Source organism: Flavobacterium sp. K5-23 (assembly GCF_023278045.1).
Lineage (GTDB): Bacteria > Bacteroidota > Bacteroidia > Flavobacteriales > Flavobacteriaceae > Flavobacterium.
The window spans coordinates 1,778,984-1,803,003 of sequence record NZ_CP056783.1 but is presented as its reverse complement, the minus strand read 5'-3'; the positions used below and the strand labels follow the sequence as shown (position 1 = coordinate 1,803,003).

Here is a 24,020-nt window from a genome sequence, read left to right as displayed (position 1 = left end):
ATAAATTATATGCGAACACTTATTCAACTTCAACTTAAAAAAAAAAACAGTAGTAAGCAAAAGCAAACTACTGTTTAAAAAATTTGTGTTTTAATGTTAATCCTGTAATTATTTTTCAGAATTAAATGTAACATTTAACTATTTAGAAATAACACTCTTAACGATACTACCTCCATCCGAAGTTACTTTTATTAAATACATTTCAGCTGGTAGTATTCCAAAATTCAATTCAATTGGCAGTTCTTTGTTCATATAGACATTCTTATCTATTTGCGTTGACAATAACCTTCCACTAGAATTATAAACTTCTATTCTAACCTCAGAACTTGTTTCAAACTTATAAATTAATGTTAAGTTATTTACAAAAGGTACTGGATAAAGATCTACATCCATTGTTGTTACAGCAGCAATTTTTGCCGTTGAAGTGCTTATTGGTGATGAAGCTGAACAATTTGGTACCATACTAATATTAGCACTACTTCCAAGCACAACCGATCCATTAACTTTAGTCACAAAATTATAAGTTACTGTTGGTGGATTATTTGCTGATGTAAAGCTATTTCCTTGTATTGATTTAGAATCATATTTAACAGACAACACATAGGTCGCTCCAGTAATGGCTCCAGTAATATTTAACTTGCCTTGACCATTATTTGTCCCACTAATTATTCCATTATCACTGAATTTATTACAATTTGGATCCCATAATGTTATTTGATTCGCTTTCTGAATTGAGAACAGACCAAAACTATTACCTGAAGTTGTGACTTTTGACTGAGTTACATCAATACTGAAACTTGAACTTGGAGCAACAATAGTTGCATAATAGAAGAACACACCTGGGGTAACAATTTTTACATTTTTACCTTGGGTTGAGTAACACAACTGCATTAACTCTAATCCATTTCCTCCTGCTTTAAAATCAGCACAAGTAGTACCCGTATGGAAAATTCCTCCACAACCCACTGGAGCAAGAATACTTACTGCTGTTGGGACCGAAATACACCCTATCGCATTAGTAGTAGTTACATTGTAACTTCCTACTGCCAGATTACTAAACACACCTGTTGTATTGGTCACTGCTGCTACTACAGGATTCACACCTACAACAGTATACGTAATTCCAGTTCCATTAGCCGGTACCGTCACCTGTATTGTTCCTGTTGAAACGGTACAAGTTGGTTGCACAGTTACACTTGCTGTTGGCGGAGCAGGCGAAACTGGTTGTGAATTGATAGTTACAATAGTTGATAAAGAAATACAAGCGCCATTTATAATCGTTACACTATAATTACCTGCAATAAGACCACTAAATGCTGTACTTGATTGATAGTTTTCACCATCAATACTATACATTAGATACGGACCTACCGGAGTTTTCACTGTAATACTTCCAGTTGCTACAGTACAGCTTGGATGTATAACATCAACTGTTGGAGCATTTGGTGTAGCACAAAGTACCGTAATGGTCAGCGTTCCAATATCTGTTAAGAATCCGTCTGTAACGGTGTAATCAACACTGTCTGTTCCATTGAAGTTCAATGCTGGTGTGTAGGTGTATGAGCCATCAGCAGCAAGAACCAATGTTCCGCCTTGTGCTGTAGTAAATGTTCCTGCAACAACCGTTAAGGAATCACCATCTAAATCGGTATCGTTGAAATCTAAATCAACAGTCGATGTAAATAGCGTGTCTTCAGTGGCCGTAATGGTATCATCAACAGCTACCGGGGCATCATTCACGGCATTTACCGTAATGGTCAATGTTCCAATATCTGTTAAGAATCCGTCTGTAACGGTGTAATCAACACTGTCTGTTCCATTGAAGTTCAATGCTGGTGTGTAGGTATAAGAACCATCAGCAGCAAGAACCAATGTTCCGCCTTGTGCTGTAGTAAATGTTCCTGCAACAACCGTTAAGGAATCACCATCTAAATCGGTATCGTTGAAATCTAAATCAACAGTCGATGTAAATAGCGTGTCTTCAGTGGCCGTAATGGTATCATCAACAGCTACCGGGGCATCGTTCACGGCATTTACCGTAATGGTCAATGTTCCAATATCTGTTAAGAATCCGTCTGTAACGGTGTAATCAACACTGTCTGTTCCATTGAAGTTCAATGCTGGTGTGTAGGTATAAGAACCATCAGCAGCAAGAACCAATGTTCCGCCTTGTGCTGTAGTAAATGTTCCTGCAACAACCGTTAAGGAATCACCATCTAAATCGGTATCGTTGAAATCTAAATCAACAGTCGATGTAAATAGCGTGTCTTCAGTGGCCGTAATGGTATCATCAACAGCTACCGGGGCATCGTTCACGGCATTTACCGTAATGGTCAATGTTCCAATATCTGTTAAGAATCCGTCTGTAACGGTGTAATCAACACTGTCTGTTCCATTGAAGTTCAATGCTGGTGTGTAGGTATAAGAACCATCAGCAGCAAGAACCAATGTTCCGCCTTGTGCTGTAGTAAATGTTCCTGCAACAACCGTTAAGGAATCACCATCTAAATCGGTATCGTTGAAATCTAAATCAACAGTCGATGTAAATAGCGTGTCTTCAGTGGCCGTAATGGTATCATCAACAGCTACCGGGGCATCATTCACGGCATTTACCGTAATGGTCAATGTTCCAATATCTGTTAAGAATCCGTCTGTAACGGTGTAATCAACACTGTCTGTTCCATTGAAGTTCAATGCTGGTGTGTAGGTATAAGAACCATCAGCAGCAAGAACCAATGTTCCGCCTTGTGCTGTAGTAAATGTTCCTGCAACAACCGTTAAGGAATCACCATCTAAATCGGTATCGTTGAAATCTAAATCAACAGTCGATGTAAATAGCGTGTCTTCAGTGGCCGTAATGGTATCATCAACAGCTACCGGGGCATCATTCACGGCATTTACCGTAATGGTCAATGTTCCAATATCTGTTAAGAATCCGTCTGTAACGGTGTAATCAACACTGTCTGTTCCATTGAAGTTCAATGCTGGTGTGTAGGTATAAGAACCATCAGCAGCAAGAACCAATGTTCCGCCTTGTGCTGTAGTAAATGTTCCTGCAACAACCGTTAATGAATCACCATCTAAATCGGTATCGTTGAAATCTAAATCAACAGTCGATGTAAATAGCGTGTCTTCAGTGGCCGTAATGGTATCATCAACAGCTACCGGGGCATCATTCACGGCATTTACCGTAATGGTCAATGTTCCAATATCTGTTAAGAATCCGTCTGTAACGGTGTAATCAACACTGTCTGTTCCATTGAAGTTCAATGCTGGTGTGTAGGTATAAGAACCATCAGCAGCAAGAACCAATGTTCCGCCTTGTGCTGTAGTAAATGTTCCTGCAACAACCGTTAAGGAATCACCATCTAAATCGGTATCGTTGAAATCTAAATCAACAGTCGATGTAAATAGCGTGTCTTCAGTGGCCGTAATGGTATCATCAACAGCTACCGGGGCATCGTTCACGGCATTTACCGTAATGGTCAATGTTCCAATATCTGTTAAGAATCCGTCTGTAACGGTGTAATCAACACTGTCTGTTCCATTGAAGTTCAATGCTGGTGTGTAGGTATAAGAACCATCAGCAGCAAGAACCAATGTTCCGCCTTGTGCTGTAGTAAATGTTCCTGCAACAACCGTTAAGGAATCACCATCTAAATCGGTATCGTTGAAATCTAAATCAACAGTCGATGTAAATAGCGTGTCTTCAGTGGCCGTAATGGTATCATCAACAGCTACCGGGGCATCGTTCACGGCATTTACCGTAATGGTCAATGTTCCAATATCTGTTAAGAATCCGTCTGTAACGGTGTAATCAACACTGTCTGTTCCATTGAAGTTCAATGCTGGTGTGTAGGTATAAGAACCATCAGCAGCAAGAACCAATGTTCCGCCTTGTGCTGTAGTAAATGTTCCTGCAACAACCGTTAAGGAATCACCATCTAAATCGGTATCGTTGAAATCTAAATCAACAGTCGATGTAAATAGCGTGTCTTCAGTGGCCGTAATGGTATCATCAACAGCTACCGGGGCATCGTTCACGGCATTTACCGTAATGGTCAATGTTCCAATATCTGTTAAGAATCCGTCTGTAACGGTGTAATCAACACTGTCTGTTCCATTGAAGTTCAATGCTGGTGTGTAGGTATAAGAACCATCAGCAGCAAGAACCAATGTTCCGCCTTGTGCTGTAGTAAATGTTCCTGCAACAACCGTTAATGAATCACCATCTAAATCGGTATCGTTGAAATCTAAATCAACAGTCGATGTAAATAGCGTGTCTTCAGTGGCCGTAATGGTATCATCAACAGCTACCGGGGCATCATTCACGGCATTTACCGTAATGGTCAATGTTCCAATATCTGTTAAGAATCCGTCTGTAACGGTGTAATCAACACTGTCTGTTCCATTGAAGTTCAATGCTGGTGTGTAGGTATAAGAACCATCAGCAGCAAGAACCAATGTTCCGCCTTGTGCTGTAGTAAATGTTCCTGCAACAACCGTTAAGGAATCACCATCTAAATCGGTATCGTTGAAATCTAAATCAACAGTCGATGTAAATAGCGTGTCTTCAGTGGCCGTAATGGTATCATCAACAGCTACCGGGGCATCGTTCACGGCATTTACCGTAATGGTCAATGTTCCAATATCTGTTAAGAATCCGTCTGTAACGGTGTAATCAACACTGTCTGTTCCATTGAAGTTCAATGCTGGTGTGTAGGTATAAGAACCATCAGCAGCAAGAACCAATGTTCCGCCTTGTGCTGTAGTAAATGTTCCTGCAACAACCGTTAAGGAATCACCATCTAAATCGGTATCGTTGAAATCTAAATCAACAGTCGATGTAAATAGCGTGTCTTCAGTGGCCGTAATGGTATCATCAACAGCTACCGGGGCATCGTTCACGGCATTTACCGTAATGGTCAATGTTCCAATATCTGTTAAGAATCCGTCTGTAACGGTGTAATCAACACTGTCTGTTCCATTGAAGTTCAATGCTGGTGTGTAGGTATAAGAACCATCAGCAGCAAGAACCAATGTTCCGCCTTGTGCTGTAGTAAATGTTCCTGCAACAACCGTTAAGGAATCACCATCTAAATCGGTATCGTTGAAATCTAAATCAACAGTCGATGTAAATAGCGTGTCTTCAGTGGCCGTAATGGTATCATCAACAGCTACCGGGGCATCGTTCACGGCATTTACCGTAATGGTCAATGTTCCAATATCTGTTAAGAATCCGTCTGTAACGGTGTAATCAACACTGTCTGTTCCATTGAAGTTCAATGCTGGTGTGTAGGTATAAGAACCATCAGCAGCAAGAACCAATGTTCCGCCTTGTGCTGTAGTAAATGTTCCTGCAACAACCGTTAAGGAATCACCATCTAAATCGGTATCGTTGAAATCTAAATCAACAGTCGATGTAAATAGCGTGTCTTCAGTGGCCGTAATGGTATCATCAACAGCTACCGGGGCATCATTCACGGCATTTACCGTAATGGTCAATGTTCCAATATCTGTTAAGAATCCGTCTGTAACGGTGTAATCAACACTGTCTGTTCCATTGAAGTTCAATGCTGGTGTGTAGGTATAAGAACCATCAGCAGCAAGAACCAATGTTCCGCCTTGTGCTGTAGTAAATGTTCCTGCAACAACCGTTAAGGAATCACCATCTAAATCGGTATCGTTGAAATCTAAATCAACAGTCGATGTAAATAGCGTGTCTTCAGTGGCCGTAATGGTATCATCAACAGCTACCGGGGCATCGTTCACGGCATTTACCGTAATGGTCAATGTTCCAATATCTGTTAAGAATCCGTCTGTAACGGTGTAATCAACACTGTCTGTTCCATTGAAGTTCAATGCTGGTGTGTAGGTATAAGAACCATCAGCAGCAAGAACCAATGTTCCGCCTTGTGCTGTAGTAAATGTTCCTGCAACAACCGTTAATGAATCACCATCTAAATCGGTATCGTTGAAATCTAAATCAACAGTCGATGTAAATAGCGTGTCTTCAGTGGCCGTAATGGTATCATCAACAGCTACCGGGGCATCATTCACGGCATTTACCGTAATGGTCAATGTTCCAATATCTGTTAAGAATCCGTCTGTAACGGTGTAATCAACACTGTCTGTTCCATTGAAGTTCAATGCTGGTGTGTAGGTGTATGAGCCATCAGCAGCAAGAACCAATGTTCCGCCTTGTGCTGTAGTAAATGTTCCTGCAACAACCGTTAAGGAATCACCATCTAAATCGGTATCGTTGAAATCTAAATCAACAGTCGATGTAAATAGCGTGTCTTCAGTGGCCGTAATGGTATCATCAACAGCTACCGGGGCATCGTTCACGGCATTTACCGTAATGGTCAATGTTCCAATATCTGTTAAGAATCCGTCTGTAACGGTGTAATCAACACTGTCTGTTCCATTGAAGTTCAATGCTGGTGTGTAGGTATAAGAACCATCAGCAGCAAGAACCAATGTTCCGCCTTGTGCTGTAGTAAATGTTCCTGCAACAACCGTTAAGGAATCACCATCTAAATCGGTATCGTTGAAATCTAAATCAACAGTCGATGTAAATAGCGTGTCTTCAGTGGCCGTAATGGTATCATCAACAGCTACCGGGGCATCATTCACGGCATTTACCGTAATGGTCAATGTTCCAATATCTGTTAAGAATCCGTCTGTAACGGTGTAATCAACACTGTCTGTTCCATTGAAGTTCAATGCTGGTGTGTAGGTATAAGAACCATCAGCAGCAAGAACCAATGTTCCGCCTTGTGCTGTAGTAAATGTTCCTGCAACAACCGTTAAGGAATCACCATCTAAATCGGTATCGTTGAAATCTAAATCAACAGTCGATGTAAATAGCGTGTCTTCAGTGGCCGTAATGGTATCATCAACAGCTACCGGGGCATCGTTCACGGCATTTACCGTAATGGTCAATGTTCCAATATCTGTTAAGAATCCGTCTGTAACGGTGTAATCAACACTGTCTGTTCCATTGAAGTTCAATGCTGGTGTGTAGGTATAAGAACCATCAGCAGCAAGAACCAATGTTCCGCCTTGTGCTGTAGTAAATGTTCCTGCAACAACCGTTAAGGAATCACCATCTAAATCGGTATCGTTGAAATCTAAATCAACAGTCGATGTAAATAGCGTGTCTTCAGTGGCCGTAATGGTATCATCAACAGCTACCGGGGCATCATTCACGGCATTTACCGTAATGGTCAATGTTCCAATATCTGTTAAGAATCCGTCTGTAACGGTGTAATCAACACTGTCTGTTCCATTGAAGTTCAATGCTGGTGTGTAGGTATAAGAACCATCAGCAGCAAGAACCAATGTTCCGCCTTGTGCTGTAGTAAATGTTCCTGCAACAACCGTTAATGAATCACCATCTAAATCGGTATCGTTGAAATCTAAATCAACAGTCGATGTAAATAGCGTGTCTTCAGTGGCCGTAATGGTATCATCAACAGCTACCGGGGCATCATTCACGGCATTTACCGTAATGGTCAATGTTCCAATATCTGTTAAGAATCCGTCTGTAACGGTGTAATCAACACTGTCTGTTCCATTGAAGTTCAATGCTGGTGTGTAGGTATAAGAACCATCAGCAGCAAGAACCAATGTTCCGCCTTGTGCTGTAGTAAATGTTCCTGCAACAACCGTTAAGGAATCACCATCTAAATCGGTATCGTTGAAATCTAAATCAACAGTCGATGTAAATAGCGTGTCTTCAGTGGCCGTAATGGTATCATCAACAGCTACCGGGGCATCGTTCACGGCATTTACCGTAATGGTCAATGTTCCAATATCTGTTAAGAATCCGTCTGTAACGGTGTAATCAACACTGTCTGTTCCATTGAAGTTCAATGCTGGTGTGTAGGTATAAGAACCATCAGCAGCAAGAACCAATGTTCCGCCTTGTGCTGTAGTAAATGTTCCTGCAACAACCGTTAAGGAATCACCATCTAAATCGGTATCGTTGAAATCTAAATCAACAGTCGATGTAAATAGCGTGTCTTCAGTGGCCGTAATGGTATCATCAACAGCTACCGGGGCATCGTTCACGGCATTTACCGTAATGGTCAATGTTCCAATATCTGTTAAGAATCCGTCTGTAACGGTGTAATCAACACTGTCTGTTCCATTGAAGTTCAATGCTGGTGTGTAGGTATAAGAACCATCAGCAGCAAGAACCAATGTTCCGCCTTGTGCTGTAGTAAATGTTCCTGCAACAACCGTTAAGGAATCACCATCTAAATCGGTATCGTTGAAATCTAAATCAACAGTCGATGTAAATAGCGTGTCTTCAGTGGCCGTAATGGTATCATCAACAGCTACCGGGGCATCGTTCACGGCATTTACCGTAATGGTCAATGTTCCAATATCTGTTAAGAATCCGTCTGTAACGGTGTAATCAACACTGTCTGTTCCATTGAAGTTCAATGCTGGTGTGTAGGTATAAGAACCATCAGCAGCAAGAACCAATGTTCCGCCTTGTGCTGTAGTAAATGTTCCTGCAACAACCGTTAATGAATCACCATCTAAATCGGTATCGTTGAAATCTAAATCAACAGTCGATGTAAATAGCGTGTCTTCAGTGGCCGTAATGGTATCATCAACAGCTACCGGGGCATCATTCACGGCATTTACCGTAATGGTCAATGTTCCAATATCTGTTAAGAATCCGTCTGTAACGGTGTAATCAACACTGTCTGTTCCATTGAAGTTCAATGCTGGTGTGTAGGTATAAGAACCATCAGCAGCAAGAACCAATGTTCCGCCTTGTGCTGTAGTAAATGTTCCTGCAACAACCGTTAAGGAATCACCATCTAAATCGGTATCGTTGAAATCTAAATCAACAGTCGATGTAAATAGCGTGTCTTCAGTGGCCGTAATGGTATCATCAACAGCTACCGGGGCATCGTTCACGGCATTTACCGTAATGGTCAATGTTCCAATATCTGTTAAGAATCCGTCTGTAACGGTGTAATCAACACTGTCTGTTCCATTGAAGTTCAATGCTGGTGTGTAGGTATAAGAACCATCAGCAGCAAGAACCAATGTTCCGCCTTGTGCTGTAGTAAATGTTCCTGCAACAACCGTTAAGGAATCACCATCTAAATCGGTATCGTTGAAATCTAAATCAACAGTCGATGTAAATAGCGTGTCTTCAGTGGCCGTAATGGTATCATCAACAGCTACCGGGGCATCGTTCACGGCATTTACCGTAATGGTCAATGTTCCAATATCTGTTAAGAATCCGTCTGTAACGGTGTAATCAACACTGTCTGTTCCATTGAAGTTCAATGCTGGTGTGTAGGTATAAGAACCATCAGCAGCAAGAACCAATGTTCCGCCTTGTGCTGTAGTAAATGTTCCTGCAACAACCGTTAAGGAATCACCATCTAAATCGGTATCGTTGAAATCTAAATCAACAGTCGATGTAAATAGCGTGTCTTCAGTGGCCGTAATGGTATCATCAACAGCTACCGGGGCATCGTTCACGGCATTTACCGTAATGGTCAATGTTCCAATATCTGTTAAGAATCCGTCTGTAACGGTGTAATCAACACTGTCTGTTCCATTGAAGTTCAATGCTGGTGTGTAGGTGTATGAGCCATCAGCAGCAAGAACCAATGTTCCGCCTTGTGCTGTAGTAAATGTTCCTGCAACAACCGTTAAGGAATCACCATCTAAATCGGTATCGTTGAAATCTAAATCAACAGTCGATGTAAATAGCGTGTCTTCAGTGGCCGTAATGGTATCATCAACAGCTACCGGGGCATCGTTCACGGCATTTACCGTAATGGTCAATGTTCCAATATCTGTTAAGAATCCGTCTGTAACGGTGTAATCAACACTGTCTGTTCCATTGAAGTTCAATGCTGGTGTGTAGGTATAAGAACCATCAGCAGCAAGAACCAATGTTCCGCCTTGTGCTGTAGTAAATGTTCCTGCAACAACCGTTAAGGAATCACCATCTAAATCGGTATCGTTGAAATCTAAATCAACAGTCGATGTAAATAGCGTGTCTTCAGTGGCCGTAATGGTATCATCAACAGCTACCGGGGCATCGTTCACGGCATTTACCGTAATGGTCAATGTTCCAATATCTGTTAAGAATCCGTCTGTAACGGTGTAATCAACACTGTCTGTTCCATTGAAGTTCAATGCTGGTGTGTAGGTATAAGAACCATCAGCAGCAAGAACCAATGTTCCGCCTTGTGCTGTAGTAAATGTTCCTGCAACAACCGTTAAGGAATCACCATCTAAATCGGTATCGTTGAAATCTAAATCAACAGTCGATGTAAATAGCGTGTCTTCAGTGGCCGTAATGGTATCATCAACAGCTACCGGGGCATCATTCACGGCATTTACCGTAATGGTCAATGTTCCAATATCTGTTAAGAATCCGTCTGTAACGGTGTAATCAACACTGTCTGTTCCATTGAAGTTCAATGCTGGTGTGTAGGTATAAGAACCATCAGCAGCAAGAACCAATGTTCCGCCTTGTGCTGTAGTAAATGTTCCTGCAACAACCGTTAAGGAATCACCATCTAAATCGGTATCGTTGAAATCTAAATCAACAGTCGATGTAAATAGCGTGTCTTCAGTGGCCGTAATGGTATCATCAACAGCTACCGGGGCATCGTTCACGGCATTTACCGTAATGGTCAATGTTCCAATATCTGTTAAGAATCCGTCTGTAACGGTGTAATCAACACTGTCTGTTCCATTGAAGTTCAATGCTGGTGTGTAGGTATAAGAACCATCAGCAGCAAGAACCAATGTTCCGCCTTGTGCTGTAGTAAATGTTCCTGCAACAACCGTTAAGGAATCACCATCTAAATCGGTATCGTTGAAATCTAAATCAACAGTCGATGTAAATAGCGTGTCTTCAGTGGCCGTAATGGTATCATCAACAGCTACCGGGGCATCATTCACGGCATTTACCGTAATGGTCAATGTTCCAATATCTGTTAAGAATCCGTCTGTAACGGTGTAATCAACACTGTCTGTTCCATTGAAGTTCAATGCTGGTGTGTAGGTATAAGAACCATCAGCAGCAAGAACCAATGTTCCGCCTTGTGCTGTAGTAAATGTTCCTGCAACAACCGTTAAGGAATCACCATCTAAATCGGTATCGTTGAAATCTAAATCAACAGTCGATGTAAATAGCGTGTCTTCAGTGGCCGTAATGGTATCATCAACAGCTACCGGGGCATCATTCACGGCATTTACCGTAATGGTCAATGTTCCAATATCTGTTAAGAATCCGTCTGTAACGGTGTAATCAACACTGTCTGTTCCATTGAAGTTCAATGCTGGTGTGTAGGTATAAGAACCATCAGCAGCAAGAACCAATGTTCCGCCTTGTGCTGTAGTAAATGTTCCTGCAACAACCGTTAATGAATCACCATCTAAATCGGTATCGTTGAAATCTAAATCAACAGTCGATGTAAATAGCGTGTCTTCAGTGGCCGTAATGGTATCATCAACAGCTACCGGGGCATCATTCACGGCATTTACCGTAATGGTCAATGTTCCAATATCTGTTAAGAATCCGTCTGTAACGGTGTAATCAACACTGTCTGTTCCATTGAAGTTCAATGCTGGTGTGTAGGTATAAGAACCATCAGCAGCAAGAACCAATGTTCCGCCTTGTGCTGTAGTAAATGTTCCTGCAACAACCGTTAAGGAATCACCATCTAAATCGGTATCGTTGAAATCTAAATCAACAGTCGATGTAAATAGCGTGTCTTCAGTGGCCGTAATGGTATCATCAACAGCTACCGGGGCATCGTTCACGGCATTTACCGTAATGGTCAATGTTCCAATATCTGTTAAGAATCCGTCTGTAACGGTGTAATCAACACTGTCTGTTCCATTGAAGTTCAATGCTGGTGTGTAGGTATAAGAACCATCAGCAGCAAGAACCAATGTTCCGCCTTGTGCTGTAGTAAATGTTCCTGCAACAACCGTTAAGGAATCACCATCTAAATCGGTATCGTTGAAATCTAAATCAACAGTCGATGTAAATAGCGTGTCTTCAGTGGCCGTAATGGTATCATCAACAGCTACCGGGGCATCGTTCACGGCATTTACCGTAATGGTCAATGTTCCAATATCTGTTAAGAATCCGTCTGTAACGGTGTAATCAACACTGTCTGTTCCATTGAAGTTCAATGCTGGTGTGTAGGTATAAGAACCATCAGCAGCAAGAACCAATGTTCCGCCTTGTGCTGTAGTAAATGTTCCTGCAACAACCGTTAAGGAATCACCATCTAAATCGGTATCGTTGAAATCTAAATCAACAGTCGATGTAAATAGCGTGTCTTCAGTGGCCGTAATGGTATCATCAACAGCTACCGGGGCATCGTTCACGGCATTTACCGTAATGGTCAATGTTCCAATATCTGTTAAGAATCCGTCTGTAACGGTGTAATCAACACTGTCTGTTCCATTGAAGTTCAATGCTGGTGTGTAGGTATAAGAACCATCAGCAGCAAGAACCAATGTTCCGCCTTGTGCTGTAGTAAATGTTCCTGCAACAACCGTTAATGAATCACCATCTAAATCGGTATCGTTGAAATCTAAATCAACAGTCGATGTAAATAGCGTGTCTTCAGTGGCCGTAATGGTATCATCAACAGCTACCGGGGCATCATTCACGGCATTTACCGTAATGGTCAATGTTCCAATATCTGTTAAGAATCCGTCTGTAACGGTGTAATCAACACTGTCTGTTCCATTGAAGTTCAATGCTGGTGTGTAGGTATAAGAACCATCAGCAGCAAGAACCAATGTTCCGCCTTGTGCTGTAGTAAATGTTCCTGCAACAACCGTTAAGGAATCACCATCTAAATCGGTATCGTTGAAATCTAAATCAACAGTCGATGTAAATAGCGTGTCTTCAGTGGCCGTAATGGTATCATCAACAGCTACCGGGGCATCGTTCACGGCATTTACCGTAATGGTCAATGTTCCAATATCTGTTAAGAATCCGTCTGTAACGGTGTAATCAACACTGTCTGTTCCATTGAAGTTCAATGCTGGTGTGTAGGTATAAGAACCATCAGCAGCAAGAACCAATGTTCCGCCTTGTGCTGTAGTAAATGTTCCTGCAACAACCGTTAAGGAATCACCATCTAAATCGGTATCGTTGAAATCTAAATCAACAGTCGATGTAAATAGCGTGTCTTCAGTGGCCGTAATGGTATCATCAACAGCTACCGGGGCATCATTCACGGCATTTACCGTAATGGTCAATGTTCCAATATCTGTTAAGAATCCGTCTGTAACGGTGTAATCAACACTGTCTGTTCCATTGAAGTTCAATGCTGGTGTGTAGGTATAAGAACCATCAGCAGCAAGAACCAATGTTCCGCCTTGTGCTGTAGTAAATGTTCCTGCAACAACCGTTAAGGAATCACCATCTAAATCGGTATCGTTGAAATCTAAATCAACAGTCGATGTAAATAGCGTGTCTTCAGTGGCCGTAATGGTATCATCAACAGCTACCGGGGCATCATTCACGGCATTTACCGTAATGGTCAATGTTCCAATATCTGTTAAGAATCCGTCTGTAACGGTGTAATCAACACTGTCTGTTCCATTGAAGTTCAATGCTGGTGTGTAGGTATAAGAACCATCAGCAGCAAGAACCAATGTTCCGCCTTGTGCTGTAGTAAATGTTCCTGCAACAACCGTTAAGGAATCACCATCTAAATCGGTATCGTTGAAATCTAAATCAACAGTCGATGTAAATAGCGTGTCTTCAGTGGCCGTAATGGTATCATCAACAGCTACCGGGGCATCGTTCACGGCATTTACCGTAATGGTCAATGTTCCAATATCTGTTAAGAATCCGTCTGTAACGGTGTAATCAACACTGTCTGTTCCATTGAAGTTCAATGCTGGTGTGTAGGTATAAGAACCATCAGCAGCAAGAACCAATGTTCCGCCTTGTGCTGTAGTAAATGTTCCTGCAACAACCGTTAAGGAATCACCATCTAAATCGGTATCGTTGAAATCTAAATCAACAGTCGATGTAAATAGCGTGTCTTCAGTGGCCGTAATGGTATCATCAACAGCTACCGGGGCATCATTCACGGCATTTACCGTAATGGTCAATGTTCCAATATCTGTTAAGAATCCGTCTGTAACGGTGTAATCAACACTGTCTGTTCCATTGAAGTTCAATGCTGGTGTGTAGGTATAAGAACCATCAGCAGCAAGAACCAATGTTCCGCCTTGTGCTGTAGTAAATGTTCCTGCAACAACCGTTAAGGAATCACCATCTAAATCGGTATCGTTGAAATCTAAATCAACAGTCGATGTAAATAGCGTGTCTTCAGTGGCCGTAATGGTATCATCAACAGCTACCGGGGCATCGTTCACGGCATTTACCGTAATGGTCAATGTTCCAATATCTGTTAAGAATCCGTCTGTAACGGTGTAATCAACACTGTCTGTTCCATTGAAGTTCAATGCTGGTGTGTAGGTATAAGAACCATCAGCAGCAAGAACCAATGTTCCGCCTTGTGCTGTAGTAAATGTTCCTGCAACAACCGTTAAGGAATCACCATCTAAATCGGTATCGTTGAAATCTAAATCAACAGTCGATGTAAATAGCGTGTCTTCAGTGGCCGTAATGGTATCATCAACAGCTACCGGGGCATCATTCACGGCATTTACCGTAATGGTCAATGTTCCAATATCTGTTAAGAATCCGTCTGTAACGGTGTAATCAACACTGTCTGTTCCATTGAAGTTCAATGCTGGTGTGTAGGTATAAGAACCATCAGCAGCAAGAACCAATGTTCCGCCTTGTGCTGTAGTAAATGTTCCTGCAACAACCGTTAAGGAATCACCATCTAAATCGGTATCGTTGAAATCTAAATCAACAGTCGATGTAAATAGCGTGTCTTCAGTGGCCGTAATGGTATCATCAACAGCTACCGGGGCATCATTCACGGCATTTACCGTAATGGTCAATGTTCCAATATCTGTTAAGAATCCGTCTGTAACGGTGTAATCAACACTGTCTGTTCCATTGAAGTTCAATGCTGGTGTGTAGGTATAAGAACCATCAGCAGCAAGAACCAATGTTCCGCCTTGTGCTGTAGTAAATGTTCCTGCAACAACCGTTAAGGAATCACCATCTAAATCGGTATCGTTGAAATCTAAATCAACAGTCGATGTAAATAGCGTGTCTTCAGTGGCCGTAATGGTATCATCAACAGCTACCGGGGCATCATTCACGGCATTTACCGTAATGGTCAATGTTCCAATATCTGTTAAGAATCCGTCTGTAACGGTGTAATCAACACTGTCTGTTCCATTGAAGTTCAATGCTGGTGTGTAGGTATAAGAACCATCAGCAGCAAGAACCAATGTTCCGCCTTGTGCTGTAGTAAATGTTCCTGCAACAACCGTTAAGGAATCACCATCTAAATCGGTATCGTTGAAATCTAAATCAACAGTCGATGTAAATAGCGTGTCTTCAGTGGCCGTAATGGTATCATCAACAGCTACCGGGGCATCGTTCACGGCATTTACCGTAATGGTCAATGTTCCAATATCTGTTAAGAATCCGTCTGTAACGGTGTAATCAACACTGTCTGTTCCATTGAAGTTCAATGCTGGTGTGTAGGTATAAGAACCATCAGCAGCAAGAACCAATGTTCCGCCTTGTGCTGTAGTAAATGTTCCTGCAACAACCGTTAAGGAATCACCATCTAAATCGGTATCGTTGAAATCTAAATCAACAGTCGATGTAAATAGCGTGTCTTCAGTGGCCGTAATGGTATCATCAACAGCTACCGGGGCATCATTCACGGCATTTACCGTAATGGTCAATGTTCCAATATCTGTTAAGAATCCGTCTGTAACGGTGTAATCAACACTGTCTGTTCCATTGAAGTTCAATGCTGGTGTGTAGGTATAAGAACCATCAGCAGCAAGAACCAATGTTCCGCCTTGTGCTGTAGTAAATGTTCCTGCAACAACCGTTAAGGAATCACCATCTAAATCGGTATCGTTGAAATCTAAATCAACAGTCGATGTAAATAGCGTGTCTTCAGTGGCCGTAATGGTATCATCAACAGCTACCGGGGCATCGTTCACGGCATTTACCGTAATGGTCAATGTTCCAATATCTGTTAAGAATCCGTCTGTAACGGTGTAATCAACACTGTCTGTTCCATTGAAGTTCAATGCTGGTGTGTAGGTATAAGAACCATCAGCAGCAAGAACCAATGTTCCGCCTTGTGCTGTAGTAAATGTTCCTGCAACAACCGTTAATGAATCACCATCTAAATCGGTATCGTTGAAATCTAAATCAACAGTCGATGTAAATAGCGTGTCTTCAGTGGCCGTAATGGTATCATCAACAGCTACCGGGGCATCATTCACGGCATTTACCGTAATGGTCAATGTTCCAATATCTGTTAAGAATCCGTCTGTAACGGTGTAATCAACACTGTCTGTTCCATTGAAGTTCAATGCTGGTGTGTAGGTATAAGAACCATCAGCAGCAAGAACCAATGTTCCGCCTTGTGCTGTAGTAAATGTTCCTGCAACAACCGTTAAGGAATCACCATCTAAATCGGTATCGTTGAAATCTAAATCAACAGTCGATGTAAATAGCGTGTCTTCAGTGGCCGTAATGGTATCATCAACAGCTACCGGGGCATCATTCACGGCATTTACCGTAATGGTCAATGTTCCAATATCTGTTAAGAATCCGTCTGTAACGGTGTAATCAACACTGTCTGTTCCATTGAAGTTCAATGCTGGTGTGTAGGTATAAGAACCATCAGCAGCAAGAACCAATGTTCCGCCTTGTGCTGTAGTAAATGTTCCTGCAACAACCGTTAAGGAATCACCATCTAAATCGGTATCGTTGAAATCTAAATCAACAGTCGATGTAAATAGCGTGTCTTCAGTGGCCGTAATGGTATCATCAACAGCTACCGGGGCATCATTCACGGCATTTACCGTAATGGTCAATGTTCCAATATCTGTTAAGAATCCGTCTGTAACGGTGTAATCAACACTGTCTGTTCCATTGAAGTTCAATGCTGGTGTGTAGGTGTATGAGCCATCAGCAGCAAGAACCAATGTTCCGCCTTGTGCTGTAGTAAATGTTCCTGCAACAACCGTTAAGGAATCACCATCTAAATCGGTATCGTTGAAATCTAAATCAACAGTCGATGTAAATAGCGTGTCTTCAGTGGCCGTAATGGTATCATCAACAGCTACCGGGGCATCGTTCACGGCATTTACCGTAATGGTCAATGTTCCAATATCTGTTAAGAATCCGTCTGTAACGGTGTAATCAACACTGTCTGTTCCATTGAAGTTCAATGCTGGTGTGTAGGTATAAGAACCATCAGCAGCAAGAACCAATGTTCCGCCTTGTGCTGTAGTAAATGTTCCTGCAACAACCGTTAAGGAATCACCATCTAAATCGGTATCGTTGAAATCTAAATCAACAGTCGATGTAAATAGCGTGTCTTCAGTGGCCGTAATGGTATCATCAACAGCTACCGGGGCATCGTTCACGGCATTTACCGTAATGGTCAATGTTCCAATATCTGTTAAGAATCCGTCTGTAACGGTGTAATCAACACTGTCTGTTCCATTGAAGTTCAATGCTGGTGTGTAGGTATAAGAACCATCAGCAGCAAGAACCAATGTTCCGCCTTGTGCTGTAGTAAATGTTCCTGCAACAACCGTTAAGGAATCACCATCTAAATCGGTATCGTTGAAATCTAAATCAACAGTCGATGTAAATAGCGTGTCTTCAGTGGCCGTAATGGTATCATCAACAGCTACCGGGGCATCATTCACGGCATTTACCGTAATGGTCAATGTTCCAATATCTGTTAAGAATCCGTCTGTAACGGTGTAATCAACACTGTCTGTTCCATTGAAGTTCAATGCTGGTGTGTAGGTATAAGAACCATCAGCAGCAAGAACCAATGTTCCGCCTTGTGCTGTAGTAAATGTTCCTGCAACAACCGTTAAGGAATCACCATCTAAATCGGTATCGTTGAAATCTAAATCAACAGTCGATGTAAATAGCGTGTCTTCAGTGGCCGTAATGGTATCATCAACAGCTACCGGGGCATCATTCACGGCATTTACCGTAATGGTCAATGTTCCAATATCTGTTAAGAATCCGTCTGTAACGGTGTAATCAACACTGTCTGTTCCATTGAAGTTCAATGCTGGTGTGTAGGTATAAGAACCATCAGCAGCAAGAACCAATGTTCCGCCTTGTGCTGTAGTAAATGTTCCTGCAACAACCGTTAAGGAATCACCATCTAAATCGGTATCGTTGAAATCTAAATCAACAGTCGATGTAAATAGCGTGTCTTCAGTGGCCGTAATGGTATCATCAACAGCTACCGGGGCATCATTCACGGCATTTACCGTAATGGTCAATGTTCCAATATCTGTTAAGAATCCGTCTGTAACGGTGTAATCAACACTGTCTGTTCCATTGAAGTTCAATGCTGGTGTGTAGGTATAAGAACCATCAGCAGCAAGAACCAATGTTCCGCCTTGTGCTGTAGTAAATGTTCCTGCAACAACCGTTAAGGAATCACCATCTAAATCGGTATCGTTGAAATCTAAATCAACAGTCGATGTAAATAGCGTGTCTTCAGTGGCCGTAATGGTATCATCAACAGCTACCGGGGCATCGTTCACGGCATTTACCGTAATGGTCAATGTTCCAATATCTGTTAAGAATCCGTCTGTAACGGTGTAATCAACACTGTCTGTTCCATTGAAGTTCAATGCTGGTGTGTAGGTATAAGAACCATCAGCAGCAAGAACCAATGTTCCGCCTTGTGCTGTAGTAAATGTTCCTGCAACAACCGTTAAGGAATCACCATCTAAATCGGTATCGTTGAAATCTAAATCAACAGTCGATGTAAATAGCGTGTCTTCAGTGGCCGTAATGGTATCATCAACAGCTACCGGGGCATCATTCACGGCATTTACCGTAATGGTCAATGTTCCAATATCTGTTAAGAATCCGTCTGTAACGGTGTAATCAACACTGTCTGTTCCATTGAAGTTCAATGCTGGTGTGTAGGTATAAGAACCATCAGCAGCAAGAACCAATGTTCCGCCTTGTGCTGTAGTAAATGTTCCTGCAACAACCGTTAAGGAATCACCATCTAAATCGGTATCGTTGAAATCTAAATCAACAGTCGATGTAAATAGCGTGTCTTCAGTGGCCGTAATGGTATCATCAACAGCTACCGGGGCATCGTTCACGGCATTTACCGTAATGGTCAATGTTCCAATATCTGTTAAGAATCCGTCTGTAACGGTGTAATCAACACTGTCTGTTCCATTGAAGTTCAATGCTGGTGTGTAGGTATAAGAACCATCAGCAGCAAGAACCAATGTTCCGCCTTGTGCTGTAGTAAATGTTCCTGCAACAACCGTTAAGGAATCACCATCTAAATCGGTATCGTTGAAATCTAAATCAACAGTCGATGTAAATAGCGTGTCTTCAGTGGCCGTAATGGTATCATCAACAGCTACCGGGGCATCATTCACGGCATTTACCGTAATGGTCAATGTTCCAATATCTGTTAAGAATCCGTCTGTAACGGTGTAATCAACACTGTCTGTTCCATTGAAGTTCAATGCTGGTGTGTAGGTATAAGAACCATCAGCAGCAAGAACCAATGTTCCGCCTTGTGCTGTAGTAAATGTTCCTGCAACAACCGTTAAGGAATCACCATCTAAATCGGTATCGTTGAAATCTAAATCAACAGTCGATGTAAATAGCGTGTCTTCAGTGGCCGTAATGGTATCATCAACAGCTACCGGGGCATCGTTCACGGCATTTACCGTAATGGTCAATGTTCCAATATCTGTTAAGAATCCGTCTGTAACGGTGTAATCAACACTGTCTGTTCCATTGAAGTTCAATGCTGGTGTGTAGGTATAAGAACCATCAGCAGCAAGAACCAATGTTCCGCCTTGTGCTGTAGTAAATGTTCCTGCAACAACCGTTAAGGAATCACCATCTAAATCGGTATCGTTGAAATCTAAATCAACAGTCGATGTAAATAGCGTGTCTTCAGTGGCCGTAATGGTATCATCAACAGCTACCGGGGCATCGTTCACGGCATTTACCGTAATGGTCAATGTGGCCTGTGAACAATCATTATCGGTATCACATACTTTATACGTAAAGCTGTCTGAACCATTGTAATTCGCATTTGGTGTGTAAGTATAACTACCATCTGGATTAAATACTAAGGTTCCGTTCGCTACGTCAGTAACTACTGACCATACATTGCCGCCATCGCCACTTGGAGTGTCGTTGCCCGCTACGCTCGCTGTTAAGCTTCCGTCTTCAGCTACTGTTTCTGCATCTGCTGCCGCTACTGGTAGACAATTAGTTGAACCAATGGTAATATTAACTGAAGTAAATTCACAAAAATTTGCATCTTTAATTATAACTGAATAAGTACCAATTGATAATCCAGATAAATCTTCAGTAGTAGCCGAATTCGACCATAAATAAGTGTAAGGAGAAGTTCCTCCAGATACTGTAATATCAATTGCGCCATTTGTACCATTTAGACAAGTCGCTTTTGTAATTACTGAAGATGAAATTGCTAAAGCAGCTGTAGGCTGTGTAACTGTATAAGTCGCTGTCGTGCTACAACTCTTACTATCTGTTACAGTAACTGTATATGCTCCAGACGATAAACCTGTGAAAATACCTGATGTAGCACCTGTAGTATTAACCGTAGGGCCGGCAATTACATAGCTATAAGATGCTGTTCCACCACCAGCTGAAACGGTCATTGAACCTGTAGACTGACCAAAGCAGTTAACATTAGTTCCCGTAGCTGATGCTGATAATGCTACTGTAGGCTGTGTAACTGTATAAGTCGCTGTCGTACTACAACCCTTACTATCTGTGACAGTAACTGTATATAATCCAGCTGATAATCCAGTGAAAATACCTGATGTTGCTCCTGTGGTATTAACCGTAGGACCCGCAATTACATAACTATAAGAAGGTGTTCCCCCACTGGCTGAAACGGTCATTGAACCCGTTGACTGACCAAAACAGTTGACATTAGTTCCCGTTGCAGAAGCAGATAAAGCAGCTGATGGTTGTGTGATGGTAGCTGTAGCTGTCTTGGTACAACCCTTACTGTCTGTAACAGTAACGGTATAAGTTCCAGCGGCAAGCCCAGAAGCTGTAGCTGCTGTTCCGCCTGAAGGAGACCAAGAATAAGTATAAGGAGATGTTCCTCCTGATGCTGTTACAGTAGCACTTCCATTAGTTCCACTAAAACAACTTACATTAGTTTGAGAGGTTGTGGAAGCTGTTGGCAATGGATTCACAGTAATCATAATCTCATTGGAATAACCACTGGTACAGCTTCCAGAAGTTACATATCGTTTATACCAGGTTGTTTGTGTTAAACTTCCTGGAGAGTAATTGGCTGTATTATTTGCCCCAGTAGCAGAATTAAAACCAGAAGTTGCACTGGTAGTACTGCTTTCCCATAAATAAACATATCCTTTGCCAAAAGAAGATGTTGTTTCAGTTAAAGTAGCGGGCGTAGTTCCATAACAAATAGATTGAGGGGAAGCAATAGAATTACCAGTTACCTGATTATTAATTGTCACTGTATTTATTGGACATGCAATGGTAATACCTGAATCATTTTTAAGAACAGCATTAACTGTATACTTTCCAGCATTGGGAAAATAAACAGATATGGCCTGGCTGGTTGCGTTAGGAGAAATGACAATTCCAGTAGTAGAAGACCCGATTGATGATGTTACCGACCACAAATAAGAAGTCGCTCCTGATTCCGTAGGAATCTTATAAAATAAAGTTGACCCAGCACAAGCGTTTTCAACACAGGGAATGGGTGTTCCATTTAATGTATTAGTACAAGGATTTATTGGAGTAGTCAAAAATGATGGGCAGATTGCTGGTGATAATGCCACAGCGAGGGATCTATCCTGGTTACCTAAATTGTTTAAACTCCAGCTTACGGTTCTGGTATGATAAGGTGAGCCACTGATAGCACCCGCACTCAATAATGGATTTGAACTCCAATCTAGCCTATCAGCAATATGACCTCCCCATGCTAAAATTACTGTTGAAGAGGTAGGTGTGAATTTTATGGTAAAAGATACCGATTTATTACCCCCAACTAGAGATAAAATTTCTGCTTCCGTAAAAACCTGTGTATTTCCAATCCAATAGGTATAATTAATACCTGCGTTAGTATTAAAATTGGCTCCCCATAATGTAATAAACTTATCCTCAGCTAGTAATGCATTAAAATCAGCTAAAGCTCTTCCTGCTCCCGCTCCATATGTACCGTTTAGATAAGATGGTGTAGTAATGGGTAGTGTACTAGTAGGACTATTTAATGAAAATTGAGAATAATCAATAACTGGATTTACAATTTCTTCCTCAGTATGGTTGTCAAAATCATGACGTTGAATTTGCTGAAAACCAGTTAAAAAATCAAGGGCATAACGGCTATTATTTACCAAATCATATTGAAGGGTCAATGTCACTTCAGTGCCATTAATAGGCATTTGAGTCATTACTAACCTGTATGGCAAAGAATTACCCTCTACATAATGCGCTTGATTGGCATTTACGTTACCATTTTGCCATACAACAGGAGTGGTCCTAGCTGTTAAAGCTCCATTGGCACCTTGACTTAGGCTAGCAGCTGGCTGAGTTTGGGCATTAACTGAACCAACACAAATAGAAAAAACCATAATTAAAATGGCGTTTAATGAAAAAGACAAATTTAATTTAGATCCAACTAAATTAAAAATAAGGTGAGTAAAATTTTTCATGCTTGGGGAATTTTTTTGTTTTAATAAGCAAGTATATATAACAGTGTTTTAATTTATTTTCAAGAGTTATTTTTACTTATTAAAGCTTTAAATACTTTTAATCAGGAAAATTTTATCGATTAAACATATTTTATATTTTCAAATAAGTAGCACTAATTAATATAGGAATTAAAAAGCAAATCAGTGTAAATTGAAGATGTTACATTCAATTTAAATATTCTAATTAATTGGGGGTAGTGAATTAATATTGTTTGTTAATTTTTTGAATATAATGCATAATAATTAATAATTAAACTTTAAAATACACAAACAATCAAGCTTATTGCTACACAATAGTTTGTTTATTATTTTAAAATTAACGCAAGGTATAATAGAAATTAATACAATTAATTTTTTTTTGTTGAAATACGAATAAAAACGTTTAATGTCATAAAAAAATAAAAATTTATAAATTTAACAAGAATAATAATATAAACAAATAGTAGGAACGCATAGTATAATATCAAAAAAATAGATTCACTTATTAACTAACGTCTTGATTTTCAAAAACAAAAAAACACTTACTGTATTTAAATTAAAATGTTTTGCTATAATAGAATAATTCAACGTCTTACATACAAAACAAAGCTTAAACTACACTTAAATAAAGATATAAAGCTGTAAATACTTTTATTAGCATTCTTGGTTATCGTTTTCAGTGAAAAAAAATAAAAAATTAGTTGAGTAGAAAGAAATTATTTTAAAAAAACACTCAACTTACATTGTAAATTTCATGACCAATAGGTGTTAGCCAAACATTAAAGGTTAAAAAAACCTGTTCAATAAAAATTCATATAAAATACTTTAATCAATGCAGAATGATTTTTTTACTGACTAATTTTTAAAAGACTATTTAGAAATATTAATAATCCTTGGCAAATTCCCATTCAACCATTTGTAGTTCATCAATATCATGGTGTGAGTTCCTCCTTCAACGACAATGCAATTCTGTATGTACTTTATAGAAAAAACATCATCAGCATCGCCGTGTATATGTACAACGGAATAATCTACCTCAGTTCTTTCTCATAATATTACCTGCTCTACATCCCAATCTAAATAACGTTTATCTCGAACAATCA

At 40.8% G+C, this 24,020-nt stretch carries 1 protein-coding gene; it reads right to left on the bottom strand.

Going from position 1 to position 24,020, the window contains the following annotated elements; translation table 11 throughout:
- Positions 1 to 138: 138 nt before the first annotated feature.
- Entirely contained in the window at positions 139 to 22,899 is a 22,761-nt protein-coding gene (locus tag FLAK523_RS07845; protein ID WP_248902330.1) for an Ig-like domain-containing protein, read from the bottom strand.
- Positions 22,900 to 24,020 lie beyond the last annotated feature (1,121 nt).

What these genes read in the sequence shown, in the direction of transcription:
- FLAK523_RS07845 (WP_248902330.1), bottom strand. Translation starts at nt 22,899, where the DNA reads ATGAAAAATTTTACTCACCTTATTTTTAATTTAGTTGGATCTAAATTA.